Source organism: Streptomyces decoyicus, from assembly GCF_019880305.1.
Taxonomy (GTDB): domain Bacteria; phylum Actinomycetota; class Actinomycetes; order Streptomycetales; family Streptomycetaceae; genus Streptomyces; species Streptomyces decoyicus.
This window is the reverse complement of record NZ_CP082301.1, coordinates 5,980,861-6,000,203: the sequence shown is the minus strand read 5'-3', so window position 1 is coordinate 6,000,203 and position 19,343 is coordinate 5,980,861. Positions and strand designations below refer to the sequence as shown.

The following is a 19,343-nucleotide window of genomic DNA, read 5'->3' as shown; positions in this document are numbered from 1 at the left end:
GATGTCCGCACGGCACCTGGGGCGCGTGATGCGCCCGGGTGGCGGGCGCTGCCGTGGCGGGACGGCGCCGGCCGGGGCACCCTGGAACGGCGCTCCGGGGAGCGGGCCCGGCGCACACGGGGGCGCGCGGGAGACAACCCCGGCGCACCCCCTGGACGCCCGGACGGATGCGCAGTTGTCTGGATTGCGGGGGCGCACAACGCGCGAACACGGGGGCGATCGGTACGGACAGCTTCGGGTTCTCGGCGAATAGGGGCGCTATCGATGTCACCCACGCTCGTGCGGCACCAGCTTCCGCACTCCGGATCCATGCGCTGCGACGACCCGGCCGTCCCGGCCCGGTCACGGGCGCGCACCCGTGACTGGGCCGAGATCCAGGAGCGGATGCTGGTACCGCTGTACGAAGCCGCGTACGACCGCCTCGGGATCGGTCCCGGTACCCGTCTGCTGGGGCTGGGCTGCGGCTCCGGTCTGGCGCTGCTGCTCGCGGCGGCGCGCGGCGCGCAGGTCAGCGGGGTGGACGCGGACGAGTCGCGGCTGGAATTGGCGCGTGAACGGCTCACGCCGGACGGTATGCCGGAGCACACCCGGCTGGTCAGCGGCGGTCTGGAGGACGCGGCGCCCGCGGATGCCCCCTTCAACGTGGTCACGGCGTTCCACCCGGTGGGCTGTGTGAGCACGGTCGAGGGACTGACGGCATCGCTCACCGCGGCGGCCGGGCTGTCGGAGCGCGGCAGCGCGGTGGTGCTGGGCGGCTGGGGCCCCGTGGAGCGGTGTGCCACGGTCGGGGTGCTGCGGGTGGCGCAGGGTCCGGCCGGGTGGCGGCCCAGCCGCCGGGACGACCTGGAGGAGCTGGCGGAGCTGGCCGGACTGCGGCCCGACGGTTCGGGCCGGGTGGCCTGCCCGTTCGGGTATGCGGATCTGGCGAGCGCGGTGCGGGGGCTGCTGTCGACGGGGCTGTTCGACGCGGCGCTGGAGGCGGCCGAGCAGCGTCAGGTGGAGAAGGAGCTCGCGGAGGCGTTGCATCCGCATCAGCGGGCGGACGGGACGGTGTGGATGCCGAATGTCTTCCGCTATCTGATCGCACGGACGAGGTAGCGCCGGGCGGGTGGCAGGTGCGGGACGGGCGTCCGGCGGCCGTTCGGCAGTATCCAGGATCCTTTTTTGCTGCCATGTGCGTGAACGGGGTCCTCGGCCCGGATGGCGCAGCGGCTGCTGGACGAGGCGGGGGCGATCAAGACCGTCGTCCGCGGCCACCTCGGCGCCTTCCTCGTCCCGGCCGACCGGGCCGCCCTGTGGCGCCTGTCCGGCCTCGGCACGTGCGGGCCGCGATGCCGCTGCCGCATTTCCGCGTTCCGAGGGACTCGCGACGGGGCTGCGGGCGGCCTTCGAGGAGGCCGGCGCACCCTTCGCGACCACCTTCCTGCAGGGCGCGGCCGCCCACGGCCCTGGCCGAGGGCAGGGCCGTGACGGCGGTGCTGTCCCGTTCGCCGCCGACCGGCCGGGCGGCGGCGGGGCGTGGACCGCATGACAAAAAGTGACGGAACGTCAGAGAAAGTCCAGACTCCTGGTTACTGTTGCCTTCGAGGGAAGGACGGCCGCCCATGGACTCCCGGCTCGCCCGGCGCATCCGGCTCTTCCGTGACAGCGGGCAGGTGCGGCCGGAGGTCGCCGCGTTCGTGACGGCCGAGCTGGAGACGCTGGCCGCCGAGGGACGGCCGGTCACCGAGGACTGCGCCGGGATGCTGACCAGTCATCTGCTGATGGCGCTGACCCGGCTGCTGGACGGCGGGACCGTCGAGGCGACCGGTACGGAGGCGGCGGTGGCCGAGGAGCTCGCGGCCCATCCCGAGGCTCTGGCCCGTGCCCGCGCCGTCGCCGTACGGGCCGAGAGCGAGCTGGGCGCATCACTCCCCGGCCCGGAAGTCCACTTCCTGGCACTGCATCTGGCCGTATGGCGCGGGGGCCCGGCGGTGCCCGCGGCCCGACCGCGAAGGGACACCCCATGACCAAGATCCTCACCGGCGGCGTCGGCAAGTCCGAGGTCGCCGGCCAGGTGACCGGGCTCGGACTGCCGGGCGTCGAGATCGTCGTCAGCAACGACATGGACGCGGCGGTTGCGCTACGGGCCGGGCGGGCCGACTACTTCCTCGGCACCTGCCACACCGGGGCGGGGGCCTCGCTCGGCGTGCTGGTCGGGCTGCTGGGGGCGGCCGTCTGCCACACCTTCGGGCGGTCGGTGCCCAGCACGGAGCAGATCGAGGCGCTGCTCGACGAGGGCAAACGGGTCTTCGGCTACGCCCTCGACCAGATGGACGCGGTCACCCCCGTACTCGCCCACGCCCTCGCCGCCCGTACGGCCTGACCCGTGGGCAGCCTCCCCGCCGCCGCGCATCAGGGCCCGGCGGCCGCGGCCGGCGCTCTCGACTTCCCGGTGGCCGGGCAGCTGACCGTCATCGGGCTGTGCGCGCTGACCGCGTACCTGGCGCATCTGGCGCTGGCGGTGTTCAACGACGGCGTACGGCCGTTCATGCTGGACTTCCTGCACGGGCGGACCACCCGCACGGCGACCGGCGCGGTCTCCTTCGGCCTGTCGGCCGGCTTCATCTTCGGTCTGGGCGCGCCGATGGCACTGTCGTCGGGTGTGCTCAACCCCTGGCTGGTGTTCCTGCCGACCGATCTGCTGGGCATTCTCGCGCCGCGGAAGTGGCTCGCGCCGGTGCTGGGCGCGGCCTGGGGCGCGGTGGTGGTCTTCGGGCTCAAGGGTGCCAACGAGATGGCGCACGAGCTGCCGGTCGACTTCCTGACGGCCATGCAGCAGATGGCGACGCCGATCCTGTTTCTGTTCACGCTGTTCCCGGCGCTGGCGATCAGCAAGCAGTTCGGCAGGCTGCCGGGTGCAGTGGCGGGCGTGGTGGAACTCGCCCTCGTCATCCTCACGATGAAGCTGTGGCCGAAGGTGTTCGCCGGGGCGCCGGCGATGGCCGCCGGGGTGCTGCTGCTGATCGGCTTCGCGGTCGCCAAGGACCTGCGGCAGCGGCGTACCCAACGGGCCGGGACGGCGGAGGAGCGGCCTGCGGTGCCCGACGACGACCCCATGGTGTCGCTGTTCAGCGCGAGCGCGGCCCGGCTGCGCCGCCATCTGCCGCTGTTCATGGCGCTGGGCGCCGGGGTGTGTCTGCTGGCGCAGCTGCACATATTCGGCGGTGGTGAGGCGACGAGCTTCCTGATCGCCAAGGGGCGGTCGGCGGAGGCGGCGCAGGTCGACTTCTACCGCGCCTTCGGGTTTCTGCCGCTCATCGCCACCACCGCGCTGGCCTCCGGCGCGTACGGCATCGCGGGCTTCACGTTCGTCTACCCGATCGGCTATCTGCTGCCGAGCCCCTGGTGGGCGCTGGTGTGCGGGGCGCTGGTCTTCGCCGTCGAGGTGCTGGCGCTCAGCGGGATCGGCCGGGTGCTGGGCGGGCTGCCGTCCGTACGCGACTCCTCCGAGCAGCTGCGCGGCGCGATCGGCGCGACGTTGCAACTGGCCCTGCTCTTCGGCTCTTTGCTGGCGGCCCAGGCGATGGGCGGCGGGCTGGGCATTCTGCTCGTCGGCGGGCTGTACCTGCTGAACGAGGCGATGGGGCGGGTCGTGGTCCGGACGGCCGCGGGGCCCGCCGCGGTCGTCGTCGGCGGTGTCCTGCTCAACGTCCTGTACTGGCTGGACCTGTTCACTCCTCTCACCTCCTGACGGGGCCCGCTCCCGGACGGGGTTCGGCCGCGCCGGGCGGCCGGGAAGGCATTGATGAACGAGCTGCTGCAAACCGTCACGGGCCCCCTGCCCGCCTCCGCCGTGCGCGGACCGGTGCTCGCCCATGAGCATCTGGCGCTGGATCTGACCCGGGGCGCCGACAGGGCGGCGACCCTGACACCGGGGCACCGGGCCGCGATCACCGAGGAACTGACGTCGCTGCGCGGCGAGTTCGGGCTCTCCCTGCTCATCGAACTCACCTGCCGGGGCATGGGGCGCAATGTGGCCGGGATGGCCCGGATCGCCGCGGACTCGGGGGTCGCGGTCATCGCGGCGACCGGCTGGTACTACGAGCCGTTCCACCCCGCCGAGCTGAGCCGCACCAGCGCCGAACGGCTGGCCAGGACGCTGGTCGGGGAGATCGAGCGCGGCTGCGGTGGCTCCGGGATCCGTCCCGGGGTGATCGGCGAGGTCGGCAGCCACGGCGACCGGCCGAGCGAGCCGGAGGCGCGGACGCTGACCGCGGCGGCACTCGCCGCCACGCACACCGGCCTGTCGGTGGCCACCCATGCCCAGTTCGGCCGCGGCGGCCTCGCCCAGCTGGAGCTGCTGACGGCGGCCGGCCTGCCGCCGCACCGCGTCAGCATCGGTCATCAGGACCTGCTCGACGATCCGGCGGTGCACCGGGAGCTGGCGGCGGCCGGTGCGTACATCGCGTTCGACACGGTCGGCAAGGAGAGCTACCAAAGCGACCGGGTGCGGCTGCGGCTGCTGCTGGCGCTCGTGGAGTCCGGGTACGCCGACCGGGTGCTGCTCAGCTGCGATGTCTCCCGGCACGGCTACCTGGTCAGCGAGGGCGGTATGGGCTACGGGCATCTGTTCCGGTCCTTTCTGCCGCGGCTGCGGGCTGCCGGGATGGACGAGGAGCTGATCGACGGGCTGACGCGGCGCAATCCGCTGCGGTTTCTCACGGGGCGGGACACGGCGGACGGCGAGCCGTCGGCGGACGGCGGGCGGCCGCCGGAAGGCGCCCCGGCATGAGCGTGCGGCTGCCCCGGACCGTCCCCCTCCCGGCTGTCACCCTGTCCGATGCCCTGGCCCGGCAGTTCCGGCTGCTGGAATGCACCGCCCGGCACTTCGAAGGGCCCCAGCTCTTCGCGGCGGACGCCGGAGTGGTGCCGGGGCTCGGCCGCCCGCGTACCACCGCCCGGGTCGAGGCGGTGCTCGCCGACTTCTTCGGGGCCGAGGCCGCGGCACTGGTGCAGGGCGCGGGCACCGGCGCGATCCGGGCCGCGCTCACGGCCGTCCTGGAGGCGGGCGACCGGCTGCTGATCCACCGCGCGCCGGTCTACCGCACCACCGCCCACACCCTGCGCGGCCTGGGCATACGGGCCGTCGAAGCGGACTTCAACGATCCGCGGGAGCCGGCCCTGGCACTCGCCTCGGGAGACTTCCGCTGGGCGTACGTCCAGCACACCCGGCAGCGCCTCGCGGACTCCTACGACCTGGGCGCGGTGCTGACGGCCTGCCGGGCCGCGGGCGTACGCACCGTGGTGGACGACAACTACGCGGCGCTGCGGGTGCCGGACTGCGGGGTCGAACTGGGCGCCGACGCCTCCTGCTTCTCGCTGTTCAAGCTGCACGGCCCGGAGGGCGTCGGCGCCGTCGTGGGCACGGCGGACCTGGTGGCGCGGGTACACCGGGACAACTACTCGGGCGGCGGACAGGTCCAGGGGCATCAGGCGCTGGACGCCTTGCGGGCGCTGACGCATGTGCCGGTGATGTGGGCGGTGCAGTCGCAGGTGGCGGCCGAGGTCGCCGGGCGGCTGACGGCCGGTGAAGTGCCGGGCGTCGCCGAGGCCGCGCTCGCCAACGCGCAGGACCGGTGTGTGCTGGTACGCCTGGCCCGCCCGCTCGCCCGCGCGCTGCCGGCCGCCGCGGCACGGCACGGCGCCGCCCCGTACCCGGTCGGCGCCAACTCCCGTTACGAGATCGCCCCGCTCTTCTACCGCCTGTCCGGCTCCGCGCTGGCCGACGCCCCCCGACTCGCCGACTGGGCCGTACGGATCAACCCCATGCGGGCCGGTGCGGACCTCGTGCTGGACATCCTCCGGCGGGCGCTCGCTGACCTGGGGCGCGGCGCGGACGGGGAGGACTGACCGTGTTTCTCGACACCGTCCTCGCCCGCAATCCCCGGCTGGTCGCCTGTGCGACCGAGCTGCACCGAAGCGGCGCCATCCCGCCCGACACCTATGTGATGGACCTGGACGCGGTGACCGCGAACGCCGCGCTGCTGGCCGCGGAGGCCGGCCGGCGGGGGCTCGCCCTCTGGTTCGTGGTCAAGCAGCTCGGCCGCAATCCCGAGCTGGTCCGGGCCGTCGCCCGCCATATCCCGCGCTTCGCCGCCATCGACCCGCCCGAGGCGCGGGTGCTGCATGCGGCGGGCGCGCGGGCCGGGAACCTCGGTCATCTGGTGCAGATCCCGCACCGGGCACTGCCCGAGATGCTGTCGTGGCGCCCGGAGGCGGTCACCGTCTACGACCTCGCCAACGCGCGTGCCGTGTCGGAGGCGGCCGTCCGGCTCGGCCGCGTCCAGGACATCCTCGTACGCGTCGAGGGGGCGCCGGGTGCGGGGTATCCGGGGCAGGAGGGCGGGGTGCCACCGGACGGTATCGAGGCGTTCGCCGCCGCGGCGGAGCGGCTGCCGGGCGTACGTGTCGCGGGGGTGACGGCCTTCCCCTGTCTGCGCTGCGACCCCGGTGCGGGCCGGCCGCGCGCCACCGCGAACCTCGCCCTGGCCCGTACGGCACGGGAGGTGCTCGCCGCGCGGAGGGGGGTCGATCCGGCGGGGCTGCTGCTGAGCGCGCCCGGCGTCACGTCGATGGCGAGTCTCCCGCTGCTGGCGCGGCTCGGCGCCACGCACGGGGAGCCGGGGCATGCGCTCACCGGCACCACTCCCCTGCACGCCGCGGGCCCGCGGCAGCCGGAGAAGCCCGGCTATGTGTACGTGAGCGAGGTCGCCCATGTCCTCGCCGACGGCCGGCCGGCGTTGTTCGGCGGCGGCTTCTACCCACGTGCCACCGTGCGCTCCGCGCTGATCCCGCGCACCGGCGCGCGCCTCGCGGTGCAGGACGCTCCGCCCGAGCACATCGACTACTACCGGCTGCTGGCGCCCGGCGAGGCGCGGCCCGGGGACACCGCCGTCCTGGCCTTCCGCACCCAGGTGTTCGTCACCCGCAGCACGGTCGCGGTCGTCTCCGGTCTGGCCGACGGCACACCGGAACTGACGGGGTGTTACGACCCGTGGGGGCGGCCCGTAGGGCAACCGCCGTGAGCCTTCCCCCTACCCGCCGCCCACCCACACCTTTTGTTTTTCCCCGCCGCCCACCCCCCTTCGGGGGGTGGGCGGGTGTAGATGCTCGGCCTTCGAGGGCAAGGGGGCAGGTACAGACACTCGACCTCCGAGGGCCAGGGGGCAGGTACAGACACTCGACCTCCGAGGGCCAGAGGGAGCCACGGACACCCAGTCCGCCCCGGACACCCAGGCCGCCCCGGACACCCAGGCCGCCCCGAACTCCCCGTCCGCCCCGGACACGACCGAGCCCCCGACCACCCGCGGCGGTCAGGGGCTCGATCCAGAACTGCGGGCCTCAGCCCATGAACTTCTTGAACTCCTCGGGGAGTTCGAAGTTCTGCGGCTCCTGGTCACCCTGCGGCAGGCCCAGCGGGTTGCCGGCCTGGGCGGCCTCGCGGCGCGCGGCCGCGGCCTCCTCCTCGGCCTTGCGCTTCATCGGGTTGCCGCTCTTGCGCTTGCCCTTGGCCTGCTTGACCTGCTTCTTCTTGCGGGCGCCACCGCCGCCCATGCCAGGCATCCCCGGCATGCCGGGCATACCAGGCATGCCGCCGCCCTGCGCCATCTTCGACATCATCTTGCGGGCGTCGAAGAACCGCTCGACCAGGCCCTTGACCGCGCTGACGTCGACACCGGAACCCTTGGCGATACGGGCCCGGCGTGAGCCGTTGATGATCGTCGGCTCCTGGCGCTCGGCCGGGGTCATCGACTTGATGATGGCGGCCGTGCGGTCGACCTCGCGCTCGTCGAGGTTGTTGATCTGGTCCTTCATCTGCCCCATACCGGGCAGCATGCCGAGCAGCTTGGAGATGGAGCCCATCTTGCGGACCTGCTCCATCTGGGCCAGGAAGTCGTCGAGGGTGAACTCCTTGGGGCCCTTCGCCAGCTTGGCCGCCATCTTCTCGGCCTCGGCCTGGCTGAAGGTCTGCTCGGCCTTCTCGATCAGGCTGAGCATGTCGCCCATGCCGAGGATGCGGGACGCCATGCGGTCCGGGTGGAACGCGTCGAAGTCGTCCAGCTTCTCGCCGTTGGAGGCGAACATGATCTGCTTGCCGGTGACGTGCGCGACGGACAGCGCGGCACCACCGCGGGCGTCACCGTCGAGCTTGGAGAGCACCACGCCGTCGAAGCCGACGCCGTCGCGGAACGCCTCGGCGGTGTTGACCGCGTCCTGGCCGATCATCGCGTCGACGACGAAGAGGACCTCGTCGGGGCTGACCGCGTCGCGGATGTCCGCGGCCTGCTGCATCAGCTCCTGGTCGATGCCCAGACGGCCGGCGGTGTCGACGATGACGACGTCGTGCTGCTTGGTGCGGGCGTACTCGATCGAGTCCTTGGCGACCTGGACCGGGTCACCGACGCCGTTGCCCGGCTGGGGGCCGTAGAAGGCGACAGCGGCGCGCTCCGAGACGACCTGGAGCTGGTTGACGGCATTGGGGCGCTGGAGGTCACAGGCGACCAGCAGCGGGGCGTGGCCCTGTGCCTTGAGCCAGCGGCCGAGCTTTCCGGCGAGGGTGGTCTTACCGGCACCCTGAAGACCGGCCAGCATGATCACGGTGGGGGCGGTCTTGGCGAACCGCAGCCGGCGGGTCTCGCCGCCGAGGATGCCGACGAGCTCCTCGTTGACGATCTTGATGACCTGCTGGGCGGGGTTCAGCGCCTGGGAGACCTCGGAGCCGGTGGCGCGCTCCTTGACCTGCTTGATGAAGGCGCGGACGACGGGGAGGGCGACATCGGCCTCGAGCAGCGCGATACGGATCTCGCGGGCCGTGGCATCGATGTCCGCCTCGCTCAGGCGGCCCTTGCCCCGGAGGTTTTTGAAAGTACTCGCCAAGCGGTCGGAAAGCGTATCGAACACGGCGGTCGTCGATCCTCGGGGTCGGGGGCGGGGTTCGGTCGGCTTCTAGGGTATCGGGCTGCGCAAGCGAACCGGTCCGGCCCTGTTCCGAGGCCGGTAGCGCAGGGCGCGCTCCCCGGCTACCCCAGGGCGCGCTCCACAGCCGCCGCCACCTCGTGGGCCGCGCCGTCGGCCAACGGCTCCCCGTCCGGCCCCGTGACATAGAACGCATCCACCGCGTTCGCGCCCAGGGTGCTGATGTGGGCGCTGCGGACCGCGACGCCGGCCTGCTCCAGGGCGCGGCCGATGCGGTGCAGCAGGCCGTGCGCGTCCTGGGCGCGGACCTCGATCACGGTCGCGGTGCGGGAGCTGCCGGGGGCGACGCTGACCCGGGGTGGCGGGGCCAGCACGGCACGCGCACGGCGGGCGTAGGCGCGTTCGCGCTCGGCGAGGCGGGCGGGGATGTCGAGAGAGCCGTCCAGCGCGCGGACCAGGTCGGCACGCAGCCGGTCGGCGCGCGGCAGCGAACCGTATTCGGCGGCCACCCGCCAGCTCAGCAGCAGGACCGGGCCCTCCTCGACGGGGTCGAGCAGGAGCAGGTCCGCGGCGCGGACGGTGAGCCGGTGCAGGGCCAGCACGCCGGCCGCGGCGGCAAGGACGCCCGGCTGGTCGGGTACGGCGATGAGCAGCTCCACACCGACCGCTTCCCGGTCCGGCGCCTCGGAGTCGTCCCCGGCCCCGGTGGGCGGTTCGGAGCGCGCGTGCAGCGCCAGGACCGGGCCGCCGGTGCGCCGGGCCTCGATCGCCAGCCGCTCCTGCTCCGCGGTGGGCTCGGCGGCGCCGCGTTCCTCCGGTCCGGGCTCCCCCGCGAGCCGCGCGGCGACCCGTTTGACCAGGTCGGCGACGAGTCCGCCGCGCCAGGCGCTCCAGGCGGCGGGCCCGGTGGCCAGGGCGTCGGCCTCGGTCAGGGCGTGCAGGAGCTCCAGGGTGCCGGTGCTGCCGACGGCCTCGGCGACCGCGCCGACGGTCGCCGGGTCGTCCAGATCGCGCCGGGTGGCGGTGTCGATGAGCAGCAGATGGTGCCGTACGAGGGTGGCGATCACCGCGGTGTCGCGGGCACCGAAGCCGAGCCGGCCCGCCACGTCGCGGGCGATGGTCTCGCCGGCCACCGAGTGGTCGCCGGGCCAGCCCTTGCCGATGTCGTGCAGCAGGGCGGCGATCAGCAGCAGGTCGGGGCGGTGCACCCGCCGGGTCAGGTCACAGGCCCGTACGGCGGTCTCGACGAGGTGCCGGTCCACGGTCCAGGTGTGGACGGGGTTGCGCTGGGGGCGGCAGCGGACGCGCTCCCAGTCGGGCAGCAGCCGCGTGATGATGCCCTCGGCCTCCAGGGCCTCCCATACGGGCACGGTGTGGGTGCCCGCGCCCAGCAGCGTCACCAGCTGCTCACGGGCCTCGGCGGGCCACGGCACGGGCAGCGGCCGGGTGGCGGTGGCCGTGGCGCAGCGGCGGATGGCGTGGGTGGCCAGCGGCAGTCCGGCCTGGGCGGCGGCGGCCGCGGCGCGCAGCACCAGCACCGGGTCCCGCTCGGGCCGTGCGGTGCGGGCGAGCACCGCCTCGCCGTCGAGTTCCACGACGCCCTCGGCGAGCGGTGAGCGCTCGCCCTTGCCCGCGGTACGGCCGTGCAGCAGCCCGCGCAGCATGGGCTTGAGGGAGCGGGCGCGCAGCACCCGGCCGACCTCGCGCCAGGTGACATCGGCCGCGTAGGAGATGGTGCGGGCGGATTCGTAGGTCTGCCGCAGCAGGGCGTCCGCGTCGAGCATGCCGAGGGCGTCGGCGACCTGGTCCTGTTCCTGGAGGGAGAGCCGGTCGGTGGCGCGGCCGGTCGTCAGATGCAGCGCGTCGCGGGTGTCGAGCAGCCGGGTGCGGGCGGCTTCCAGGCCGCCGCGCGGGGCGTCGGCGAGCCAGGAGGCGGCGACGGCCCGGAGTGCGGTGGCGTCCCGCAGCCCGCCCCTGGCCTCCTTGAGCTCGGGTTCGAGCAGGTACTGGAGCTCGCCCTGCCGCTCGGCGCGCTCCTGGCACAGGTCGTGGAGTTCCGGGAGCCGTTTGGGGGCGCTCTCGCGCCAGTCGGCGTAGGCGGCGGTGCGCAGCGCCGCGGTCAGCTCCGGGTCGCCTGCCAGGTGACGGGCGTCGAGCAGGCCGAGCTGCACCTTCAGGTCCTCGCGGGCGGCTTTACGGGCCTGGGCGGGGGTGCGTACGGAGTGGTCGAGGTCGAGGCCGAGGTCCCAGATGGGGTACCAGAGCTGATCGGCGAGCGCGGCCAGGGCATCGGCGTCGGCCCGGCCGTCGTGCAGCAGCAACAGGTCGAGGTCGCTGCGCGGGGAGAGTTCGCCGCGGCCGTAGCCGCCGACGGCGACCAGGGCGGTGCCGGCCAGTCCGGCGGCGGTGGCGTGCCGGGCCAGCAGGCCGGCCAGCCAGTCGTCGGTCAGCCGGGCGAGGCCGGCGCGGCGGCCGGGCCCGATGGCCGCCTCGTCCTGGAGGAGCCGCAGCCGGGCCGCGGGGTAGCCGCCTTCCGGGGCGGGCGCGGGCTCGGTCCCCGGGCCCGGCGCTCCGCCCGGGCCTGCCGTTTCCTCGACGTTGTCGGTCAACTCGCGCGCTCCTCGGTCGTGTTGTCCCCCGCCGTCACCGCCTGCCCGTACCGCCGTCCCGTAGCCCCGCCGTCCCCCGTCCCTTCAGTGTGGGTCGCTGCGGGGCGGGCGGCCATCCGCCGCTCGGTCGCCGGCTCCGGCCCCGGCCACCGCGCCGCTCCAGGGCAGGAGCCGCGCGGTGGCCGGGGTGCCGTCACAGTGCGTCCGGTCCCCGCTCCCCGGTCCGCACCCGTACGGCGTCGTCGACGGGGATGCTCCACACCTTCCCGTCGCCGATCTTGCCGGTGCGGGCCGCCTTGACGACCACATCCATCAGCTGCTCGGCGTCGGCGTCCTCGACCAGCACCTCGATACGGATCTTCGGCACGAGGTCGACGGTGTACTCGGCACCGCGGTACACCTCCGTGTGCCCGCGCTGCCTGCCGTATCCGCTGGCCTCGGTGAGCGTCAGACCGTGCACACCGAATGCCTGGAGGGCGTCCTTCACCTCGTCCAGCCGGTGCGGCTTGATTACTGCCGTGATGAGCTTCACGCGTCCACCTTCTTTGTCAGGGCCTCGCCGAGTGCCGGTCCCTTGCGGCCGACCGTGCCACCGCCCGCGCCGGTGAAGTCGTACGCGGTCTCCGCGTGCGCGGCCTGGTCGATGCCGGCGACCTCCTCGTCCTCGCCGACCCGGAAGCCCATCACCAGGTCGATGACCTTGGCAAGGACATACGAGACGACCAGGGAGTACAGCAGTACGCAGACCACACCGACGGCCTGCCTGCCGAGCTGGTCGAAGCCGCCGCCGTAGAACAGGCCCTTGGCCTTGCTCTGTACCCCGCCGGTGGCGAACAGGCCGACCAGCAGCGATCCGACGACACCGCCGACGAGGTGGACGCCGATGACGTCGAGGGAGTCGTCGTAGCCGAACTTGTACTTGAGATTGACCGCCATGGCGCACAGCACACCGGCGATCACACCGACCGCGATGGCGCCCAGCGGGCTGACCGCGCCGCAGGCCGGGGTGATGGCGACGAGTCCGGCGACCGCGCCGGAGGCCGCGCCGAGCGTGGTGAACGAGCCGTGCCGGAGCTTTTCGTACGCCAGCCAGCCGAGCATCGCGGCGGCGGTGGCGACCTGCGTGTTGACGAAGGCGACCGCGCCGATGCCGTCGTCGTTGCCGAGCCAGGAGCCGGCGTTGAAGCCGAACCAGCCGAACCACAGCAGCCCGGCGCCGAGCATCACCAGGGGCAGGCTGTGCGGCCGCATCGGGTCCTTCTTGAAGCCGATGCGCTTGCCGACGACGAGGAGCACGCCGAGCGCCGCGGCGCCTGCGTTGATGTGCACGGCGGTGCCGCCGGCGAAGTCGATGACCTTCAGCTCGAAGAGCCAGCCGCCGTCGCCCCAGACCCAGTGGGCGACGGGGAAGTACACGACGGTGACCCACAGCGCGATGAACAGCGCCCAGGCGGTGAATTTCACCCGGTCGGCGAGCGCACCGCTGATCAGCGCGGGCGTGATGACCGCGAACATCAGCTGGAAGATCGCGAAGACATAGACCGGGATGGTGCTGGTGCCCCACAGCTCGGTCAGGCCGATACCGCTGAGGCCGGCGAAGTTGCCGTTCCAGCCGATGAAGCCGCCGCTGTCGGTGCCGAATGCGAGACCGAAGCCGTACAGGACCCACAGGATCGTGACGATGCCCAGGCTGATGAAACTCATCATCAGCATGTTGAGCACGCTCTTGACCCGGACCATGCCTCCGTAGAAGAAGGCGAGCCCGGGGGTCATGATCATCACCAGGGCGGAGCAGATCAGCATGAACCCGGTGTTCGCCGGGCTGAGCGTCACCTTGTCTGCTGCAAGCGTCAGGATGCCTGGGGGCATCGGCGTCTCCTCGTCGTCGATGCGGCCCGTGCGGGCGTGTTTCTGGTGGGCCGACTTCGCGTTGAGGTTGTCGCAGCACGGTTTCGGCCAAACCTTGCGGGTGTTTCACCACAGTGACGAAGACGCCCCCCGTGTTACGCCCCGGTGAACTCCCAGATCAGCCCGGCATCACCCGTTCAACCCACCGAAACCCCCATCGAGCAGCCCCCACGGCGCCCAGCCACCTCCACGAAAGCGGCGCCGGTTCAGGCGCAAAAAACAGCCCGGCCGCGGCTGCCGCCCGCGTGACCTGGCATGGGGGAGCCGAGTCGGGCTGTACGGGGCGGCGGCCGCGGCCGGAGTTCGAAGGGCGGCCGTCAGACGGCCGCCGCTGATTCGGGCAGCTGGCGGGTGAGCTCGTCGCTGAGCCGGATCACCTCGGCAACATTGCCGAATTCCCGCGCCGCGGTGTCCACGGTCTTGCGCAGCCGGGTGTTGACCCGCTCCGAGCGGACCTGCCGGGCGAACGGGATCGCCTGCTGCGCCATCGCCGCGCAGGCCTCCGGCTCCTTCTGGAGCAGATGCACGGTGGCCATCCCGATGAGGTTGAGCGCATACGAACGCTGGTGCTCGGGGTCCTGGCCGAACAGCTCCACCGCGCGCTCCATGACGGGCTCGGCGAGCGAGGCGTACGTGGGACTGCGACCGGCGACATAGGCCAGGTCCCGGTAGGAGTGGGCGTTCTCGGCGTTCAGCTCGGCCTCGGAGAAGAAGCGGATCCAGTCCGGTTCCGGCTCGCCGGGCAGCGCATCGGAGAAGGTGTCCTCGGCCATCCGGACGGCCCTCTTGACCTTGCTGGGCTGGCCCATGCCGGCATAGGCGCGGGCCTCCATCGCATACAACATGGCCTGGGTGCGCGGTGTGGCCGTCTCGCGGCTGCCGTACTGCGCCAGATGGATCAGCTCCAGCGCATCGTCGGGCCGCCCGAGGTGGATCATCTGGCGGCTCATGCTGGAGAGGATGTACGAGCCCAGGGGCCGGTCACCGGCCTCCTTGGAGGCATGCAGCGCCAGCACGAAGTACTTCTGCGCGGTGGGCTGGAGCCCGATGTCGTAACTCATCCAGCCGGCCAGTTCGGCGAGCTCGGCGGCGACCTTGAACAGCCGCTTGGCCACCGCTGCCGGCTGCGGCTCCTGGAGGAGGTCGGTGACCTCGTGAAGCTGGCCGACCACCGCCTTGCGCCGCAGCCCGCCGCCGCACTGCGCGTCCCACTGGCGGAACATCGCGGTCGTCGACTCCAGCAGATCCAGCTCCGGCTTGGACAGCCGCGCGGGCCGGCGGGCGCGGTCCGGCTCCTCGGCGCCGCCCTCGCCCTGGCCCGCGGGCACCGGGACCAGCCAGCGCTGCATCGGCTCGATGAGGCTGGGTCCGGCGGCGAGCGCGAGGGAGGTGCCGAGGAAGCCGCGGCGCGCCAGCATCAGGTCACTGCGCGAGAACTCGCTGATGAGGGTGACCGTTTGGGAGCCGGCCCAGGGCAGGTCCACGCCGGAGACGGACGGGGACTGGTGGGCGGAGCGCAGGCCCAGCTCCTCGATGCCGACCACGCAGCCGAAGCGCTCGGAGAACAGCTCGGACAGGATCCGCGGAATGGGCTCGCGCGGCTGCTCGCCGTCGAGCCAGCGGCGCACCCGGGAGGTGTCCGTACTGATGTGGTGGGCGCCCATCTGACGGGCCCGGCGGTTGACCTGGCGCGCCAGCTCCCCCTTGGACCAGCCGCTGCGCATGAACCACGAACCCAGCTGTGCGTTGGGTTGTTTGGCGGCGTCGGTGCCGCCACTGCCGCCGTTGCCGCCCACTGGAAGCCCCCATCCCGATAGCTGCGTTGCTGTCTGCCTGGCTGTCTGGTGCCTGGTGCGTGCCGCGAACCGTCCACAGCCTGCCGCACGTTGCGACGCCTGTCCGGGGTACATCTACCCGACCACGGATTCCGGCCACACCTTTTGGCCTGTGCTCGACCGGTGCGTTGCCACCGGCATACCCGTGCGAATGATGCCTCTTCGGGGTTCGTGCACCGAAAGTAATCCTACGATCACGCCTCACGCGAGGCCGATTGCGGAAACGCCACCATTCGCCACCCCTTCGTATGAACTCCCCGCCAGGCTCCCGCGATTGACTTGACACAGGTCGAGCGAGGCCGGGCGGAGCGAAGCGCGCACGGGCTCGCACGGCACAGCGCACCACCCGGCACACCACGTCACACCACCGGCTACGCGGGCCGGCGACGGAGCGTGAAGGGCGCCACGTCGTCAACCCACCGACTCGTAACCACTGGCACGCACCACCCGTTGGAGGGGGCATGGGCTTCACGATCGGCGACATTCGCGAGATGCGTTCCGGCTCCCGGCGCCGCGCCCGCTCGACCGAGATCACGGCGGTGGCGGAGTACACCGGGCTGTGGGGCTGGGCGGTCGTCCCCGGCGCACGCGCGGTGCGCGCGGGCAGCGGGCGCACGGACTGCTCGTGCGGCGCCGCCGACTGCCCCGCCCCCGGCGCCCATCCACTGGCCTTCGCCGGGGAGCTGGCGGCCGGGGCCACCTGGGAGACGGCCGCCGCGGCCTGGGCCGAGACGCCGGGCGCCGCGCTGCTCCTCCCGGTGGGCCGGTCGTTCGACATCCTCGACGTGCCGGAGACCGCGGGCCGCAACGCGCTGGCGCGGCTGGAGCGGATGGGCCTGCCGCTCGGCCCGGCCGCGGTGACCCCGACGGGCCGCGCCCTGTTCTTCGTCGCCCCCGGTGCGGCCAAGGAGCTCCCCGATCTGCTCTACCGGATGGGCTGGGACGACGCCACGCTCGACCTGCGCTCCCTGGGCCCCGGTGACCACATCACCGCGCCCCCCTCCGACCTCGGCGGCCACGGCCCGGTGCGCTGGCTCCGCCCGCCGACGCTGGACACCGCGGCCCATCCGCCGCAGGCGCGGCTGGTGGTGGGCACCCTGGCGTATGTGTGCAACCGCTCGGCGGTCTGAGTCCGGGCACCCGGTTTCCCGCTCCTGGCCGTACGGCGCACGGGCGGCGAGCTCGTGCAGGGCCCTCGGTGGCCTCGCTCCCAGGGACAAGACGTCGGCCCCCGCCACCCGCCGTGTGCGGGTCCGGGGGCCGATGACAGTCCGGGCGTGGTGCCCTGGCCGCGGCGTCAGTCGATCAGGGCGTCGACGAAGGCCTCCGGCTCGAACGGCGCCAGGTCGTCCGCCCCCTCGCCCAGGCCGACGAGCTTGACGGGGACGCCGAGTTCACGCTGGACGGCGACGATGATGCCGCCCTTGGCGGTGCCGTCGAGCTTGGTGAGCACGACTCCGGTGATGTCCACGACCTCGGCGAACACCCGGGCCTGGACCAGGCCGTTCTGACCGGTGGTGGCGTCCAGGACGAGCAGCACCTCGCCGACCGGGCCGTGCTTCTCGACGACCCGCTTGACCTTGCCGAGCTCGTCCATCAGGCCGGTCTTGGTGTGCAGCCGGCCCGCGGTGTCGATGAGCACGACATCGGCGGTCTCGGCGATGCCTTCCTTGACCGCGTCGAAGGCGATCGAGGCGGGGTCGCCGCCCTCGGGTCCGCGGACCGTACGGGCACCGACCCGCTCGCCCCATGTCTGGAGCTGGTCGGCGGCCGCGGCACGGAAGGTGTCGGCGGCGCCGAGGACCACGGACTTGCCGTCGGCGACCAGGACACGGGCGAGCTTGCCGGTGGTGGTGGTCTTGCCGGTGCCGTTGACGCCGACGACCAAGACGACGCCGGGGATCTCGTCGCCGCCGTTGCCGATGCCGTTGGCGGTGTGCACCGTGCGGTCGGCGTCCGTGCCGATGAGGGCGAGGAGCTCCTCGCGCAACAGGCCGCGCAGGCCCTCGGGGGTGCGGGTGCCGAGGACCTTGACCCGCTCACGCAGCCGCTCGACCAGCTCCTGGGTGGGGGCGACGCCGACATCGGCGGTCAGCAGGGTGTCCTCGATCTCCTCCCAGGTCTCCTCGTCGAGGTGTTCGCGGGACAGCAGGGTCAGCAGGCCCTTGCCCAGGGTGTTCTGGGAGCGGGAGAGCCGGGCCCGCAGCCGGACCAGCCGTCCCGCGGTGGGTTCGGGGACCTCGATCTCGGGCGCGACGGGCGTCTCGGGCTCGGCGGCCGGTGCCTCGGCCACGGGGGCCTCGGCGGTGGGCAGCGTGACTTCTTCGATGGTGCGACGCTCTTCGTCGCGGGGGGTCTCGGCCTCCTCGCCGACCTGCGGTTCGGCGGGGGGCGCGGTAACGGAGGGCTTCGGGGCAGCCGGCGGGGACGGCGGCAGCTGCTTCTTCTTGCGGCCGCTGACGACGAGCCCGCTGATCGCGCCGAGCACGACCACGGCGATGATTACGGCAAGGATGACGGTTTCCATAACCCCTCCAGTATCAGCCACGTCCCGTCCGTGGGGACTGCACGCGCCGAACCTGGATGAGTGGTGTCCTGAATCAATTCTGGATGAGTAGTATCCAGATTCCATCGCCCGGGAACGACCGGCGGAGCACTGGGAGGAGAATCCGGATGTTTGATGTCCTGGTTTTGGGCGGCGGCTTCGCCGGCCTGTGGAGCGCCGCGGCGGCCACACGGCTGCTGCACGCAAAGGAGGCCGGGCCCGTCGGCCACTCCGTCGCGCTGCTCACCCCGCACCCCGATCTGGTCCTCCGTCCGCGCCTCTACGAGCCCGATCCGGCCCGGCTGCGGGTGCCGCTCGACCGGGTGCTGGGCCCCGTCGGGGTGCGGCGGATCGCCGCCACCGCGACCGCCGTGGACACCGTCCGGCGCGAGGTCACCGCCACCGCGCCCGACGGCACCCGTGGCGTGGTGGCCTACCGGCGCCTCGTGCTGGCGACCGGGAGCGCGGTGGTGCGGCCGGAACTGCCCGGCGCCGCGCTGCTGCACGACATCGACACCCTGCCGGCCGCGGTACGGCTGGCGGACCATCTGCGGGCGCTGCCCGAGGCGCCGGACGGGCCGGGCCGCTGGACCGCGGTGGTCGTGGGTGCCGGTTTCACCGGGCTGGAGATCGCCACCGAGCTGGTCGGCCGGCTGCGCGCACTGGCCGCTCCGTGCGGCGCGGCGGACGAGGTGCGCGTGGTGCTGGTCGAGCGCGCGGAGGTGGTCGGCGCGGGGCTGGGGACGGCGGCCCGCCCTGTGATCACCCGAGCGCTGGACGAGCTGGGCGTGGAGCGACGCCTGGGCACCACGGTCACCCGCCTGGACGAGCGCGCCGTGCACCTCGCGGACGGCAGCACCCTCGCGGCCCGTACGGCCGTATGGACCGCCGGGATGCGGGCGAGCGCCCTGACCGCGCAGATCCCCGCCCCCCGGGACGGGCTGGGGCGGCTCGCGGTGGACGGCACCCTGCGGGTGCGCGGCGTCGAGGGCGTCTACGCGGCCGGGGACACCGCAGCAGCAGCCGCCGAGGGCGGCCACACCGTTCTCCAGAGCTGCCAGCACGCCACACCGCTCGGCAAGGTGGCAGGCCACAACGCCGCGGCCGGTCTGCTCGGCCTGCCGCCGGCGGAGTTCGCCCCCGATCCGTACCGCACCTGTCTCGATCTCGGCGCGGCCGGTGCGGTGTCGACGATTGGCTGGAACCGGACCCTGCGGGAGGGGCCCGAGGGGTTCGCCAAGGAGCTCAAGCGGGCCATCAACGAGACATGGATCTCCCCGCCGGTCGACGACCCGCAGGAGCTGTTGCGGCGGGCCGACCACCGGGTCGGCATGCGGCAGCCCGTACCGCCTCCGGCCTGATCAGGACCCTCCGACTGGACCCTTCGACGAGGTTGGGCGACACTCGGTCTCGTCGTGGGGTCCAACAGCGCGTACCGGCACAAGTTGGATCAAAGTACGATGGTCGACGGCCGCGCAACGCGCGTAG

General features: G+C 73.1%; 15 protein-coding genes. 9 read left to right on the top strand and 6 right to left on the bottom strand.

The genetic code is table 11. The features are described 5' to 3' along the window. Positions 1 to 264: 264 nt before the first annotated feature. The 7 genes from K7C20_RS26555 to K7C20_RS26525 all read left to right on the top strand — a co-directional run bounded on the left by K7C20_RS26555 (position 265) and on the right by K7C20_RS26525 (position 7,067). Entirely contained in the window at positions 265 to 1,098 is an 834-nt protein-coding gene (locus tag K7C20_RS26555) for a methyltransferase domain-containing protein (protein ID WP_030080392.1), read from the top strand. Between the two features lie 506 nt (positions 1,099 to 1,604). Then, positions 1,605 to 2,009, top strand: coding sequence for a hypothetical protein (locus K7C20_RS26550; protein ID WP_030080394.1), 405 nt, complete (start codon positions 1,605 to 1,607; stop codon positions 2,007 to 2,009). After that, on the top strand, positions 2,006 to 2,365 hold the full coding sequence (locus K7C20_RS26545) for a DUF2620 family protein (protein ID WP_030080396.1): 360 nt from the start codon (positions 2,006 to 2,008) through the stop codon (positions 2,363 to 2,365). The genes K7C20_RS26550 and K7C20_RS26545 overlap by 4 nt, the downstream gene beginning before the upstream one ends. A 3-nt stretch (positions 2,366 to 2,368) precedes the next feature. Further along, positions 2,369 to 3,733, top strand: coding sequence for a YhfT family protein (locus K7C20_RS26540; RefSeq protein WP_030080398.1), 1,365 nt, complete (start codon positions 2,369 to 2,371; stop codon positions 3,731 to 3,733). 54 nt (positions 3,734 to 3,787) lie between these two features. Then, a complete protein-coding gene (locus K7C20_RS26535; RefSeq protein ID WP_053209341.1) occupies positions 3,788 to 4,774 on the top strand; it encodes a phosphotriesterase family protein in 987 nt (328 codons plus the stop codon). Continuing rightward, positions 4,771 to 5,892, top strand: a complete 1,122-nt coding sequence (locus tag K7C20_RS26530; protein WP_053209340.1) for an aminotransferase class V-fold PLP-dependent enzyme — start codon at positions 4,771 to 4,773, stop codon at positions 5,890 to 5,892. Before K7C20_RS26535 ends, K7C20_RS26530 begins: the two co-directional genes overlap by 4 nt. A gap of 2 nt (positions 5,893 to 5,894) precedes the next feature. Then, positions 5,895 to 7,067: an alanine racemase gene (locus tag K7C20_RS26525; protein ID WP_030080405.1), complete on the top strand. Its 1,173-nt coding sequence runs from the start codon at positions 5,895 to 5,897 to the stop codon at positions 7,065 to 7,067. A 316-nt stretch (positions 7,068 to 7,383) separates the two neighbouring features. Here K7C20_RS26525 and ffh read toward each other — a convergent pair whose 3' ends face one another. The 5 genes from ffh to nsdA form a co-directional block, all read right to left on the bottom strand. Beyond that, entirely contained in the window at positions 7,384 to 8,943 is a 1,560-nt protein-coding gene (gene ffh, locus K7C20_RS26520; RefSeq protein WP_030084640.1) for a signal recognition particle protein, read from the bottom strand. A gap of 119 nt (positions 8,944 to 9,062) precedes the next feature. Continuing rightward, positions 9,063 to 11,567: a [protein-PII] uridylyltransferase gene (locus K7C20_RS26515; protein WP_078953226.1), complete on the bottom strand. Its 2,505-nt coding sequence runs from the start codon at positions 11,565 to 11,567 to the stop codon at positions 9,063 to 9,065. A 193-nt stretch (positions 11,568 to 11,760) separates the two neighbouring features. After that, entirely contained in the window at positions 11,761 to 12,099 is a 339-nt protein-coding gene (locus tag K7C20_RS26510) for a P-II family nitrogen regulator (RefSeq protein WP_030084644.1), read from the bottom strand. After that, positions 12,096 to 13,436: an ammonium transporter gene (locus K7C20_RS26505; RefSeq protein WP_030084646.1), complete on the bottom strand. Its 1,341-nt coding sequence runs from the start codon at positions 13,434 to 13,436 to the stop codon at positions 12,096 to 12,098. The genes K7C20_RS26510 and K7C20_RS26505 overlap by 4 nt, the downstream gene beginning before the upstream one ends. A 356-nt stretch (positions 13,437 to 13,792) precedes the next feature. Beyond that, positions 13,793 to 15,271: a transcriptional repressor NsdA gene (nsdA, locus tag K7C20_RS26500; protein ID WP_053209339.1), complete on the bottom strand. Its 1,479-nt coding sequence runs from the start codon at positions 15,269 to 15,271 to the stop codon at positions 13,793 to 13,795. A 500-nt stretch (positions 15,272 to 15,771) separates the two neighbouring features. Between nsdA and K7C20_RS26495 the strand changes: the two genes are divergently transcribed. Then, positions 15,772 to 16,440: a bifunctional DNA primase/polymerase gene (locus K7C20_RS26495; RefSeq protein ID WP_053209338.1), complete on the top strand. Its 669-nt coding sequence runs from the start codon at positions 15,772 to 15,774 to the stop codon at positions 16,438 to 16,440. Positions 16,441 to 16,607: 167 nt separating this feature from the next. Here the strand turns inward: K7C20_RS26495 and ftsY are convergent, their stop codons facing one another. Then, positions 16,608 to 17,837 (bottom strand): signal recognition particle-docking protein FtsY, encoded by a 1,230-nt coding sequence (gene ftsY / locus K7C20_RS26490; RefSeq protein WP_030084657.1) that lies wholly within the window; start codon positions 17,835 to 17,837, stop codon positions 16,608 to 16,610. A gap of 146 nt (positions 17,838 to 17,983) precedes the next feature. On the opposite strand from ftsY, the gene K7C20_RS26485 reads away from it, so the two are divergent. Then, positions 17,984 to 19,216 (top strand): NAD(P)/FAD-dependent oxidoreductase, encoded by a 1,233-nt coding sequence (locus K7C20_RS26485; protein WP_030084659.1) that lies wholly within the window; start codon positions 17,984 to 17,986, stop codon positions 19,214 to 19,216. Positions 19,217 to 19,343 lie beyond the last annotated feature (127 nt).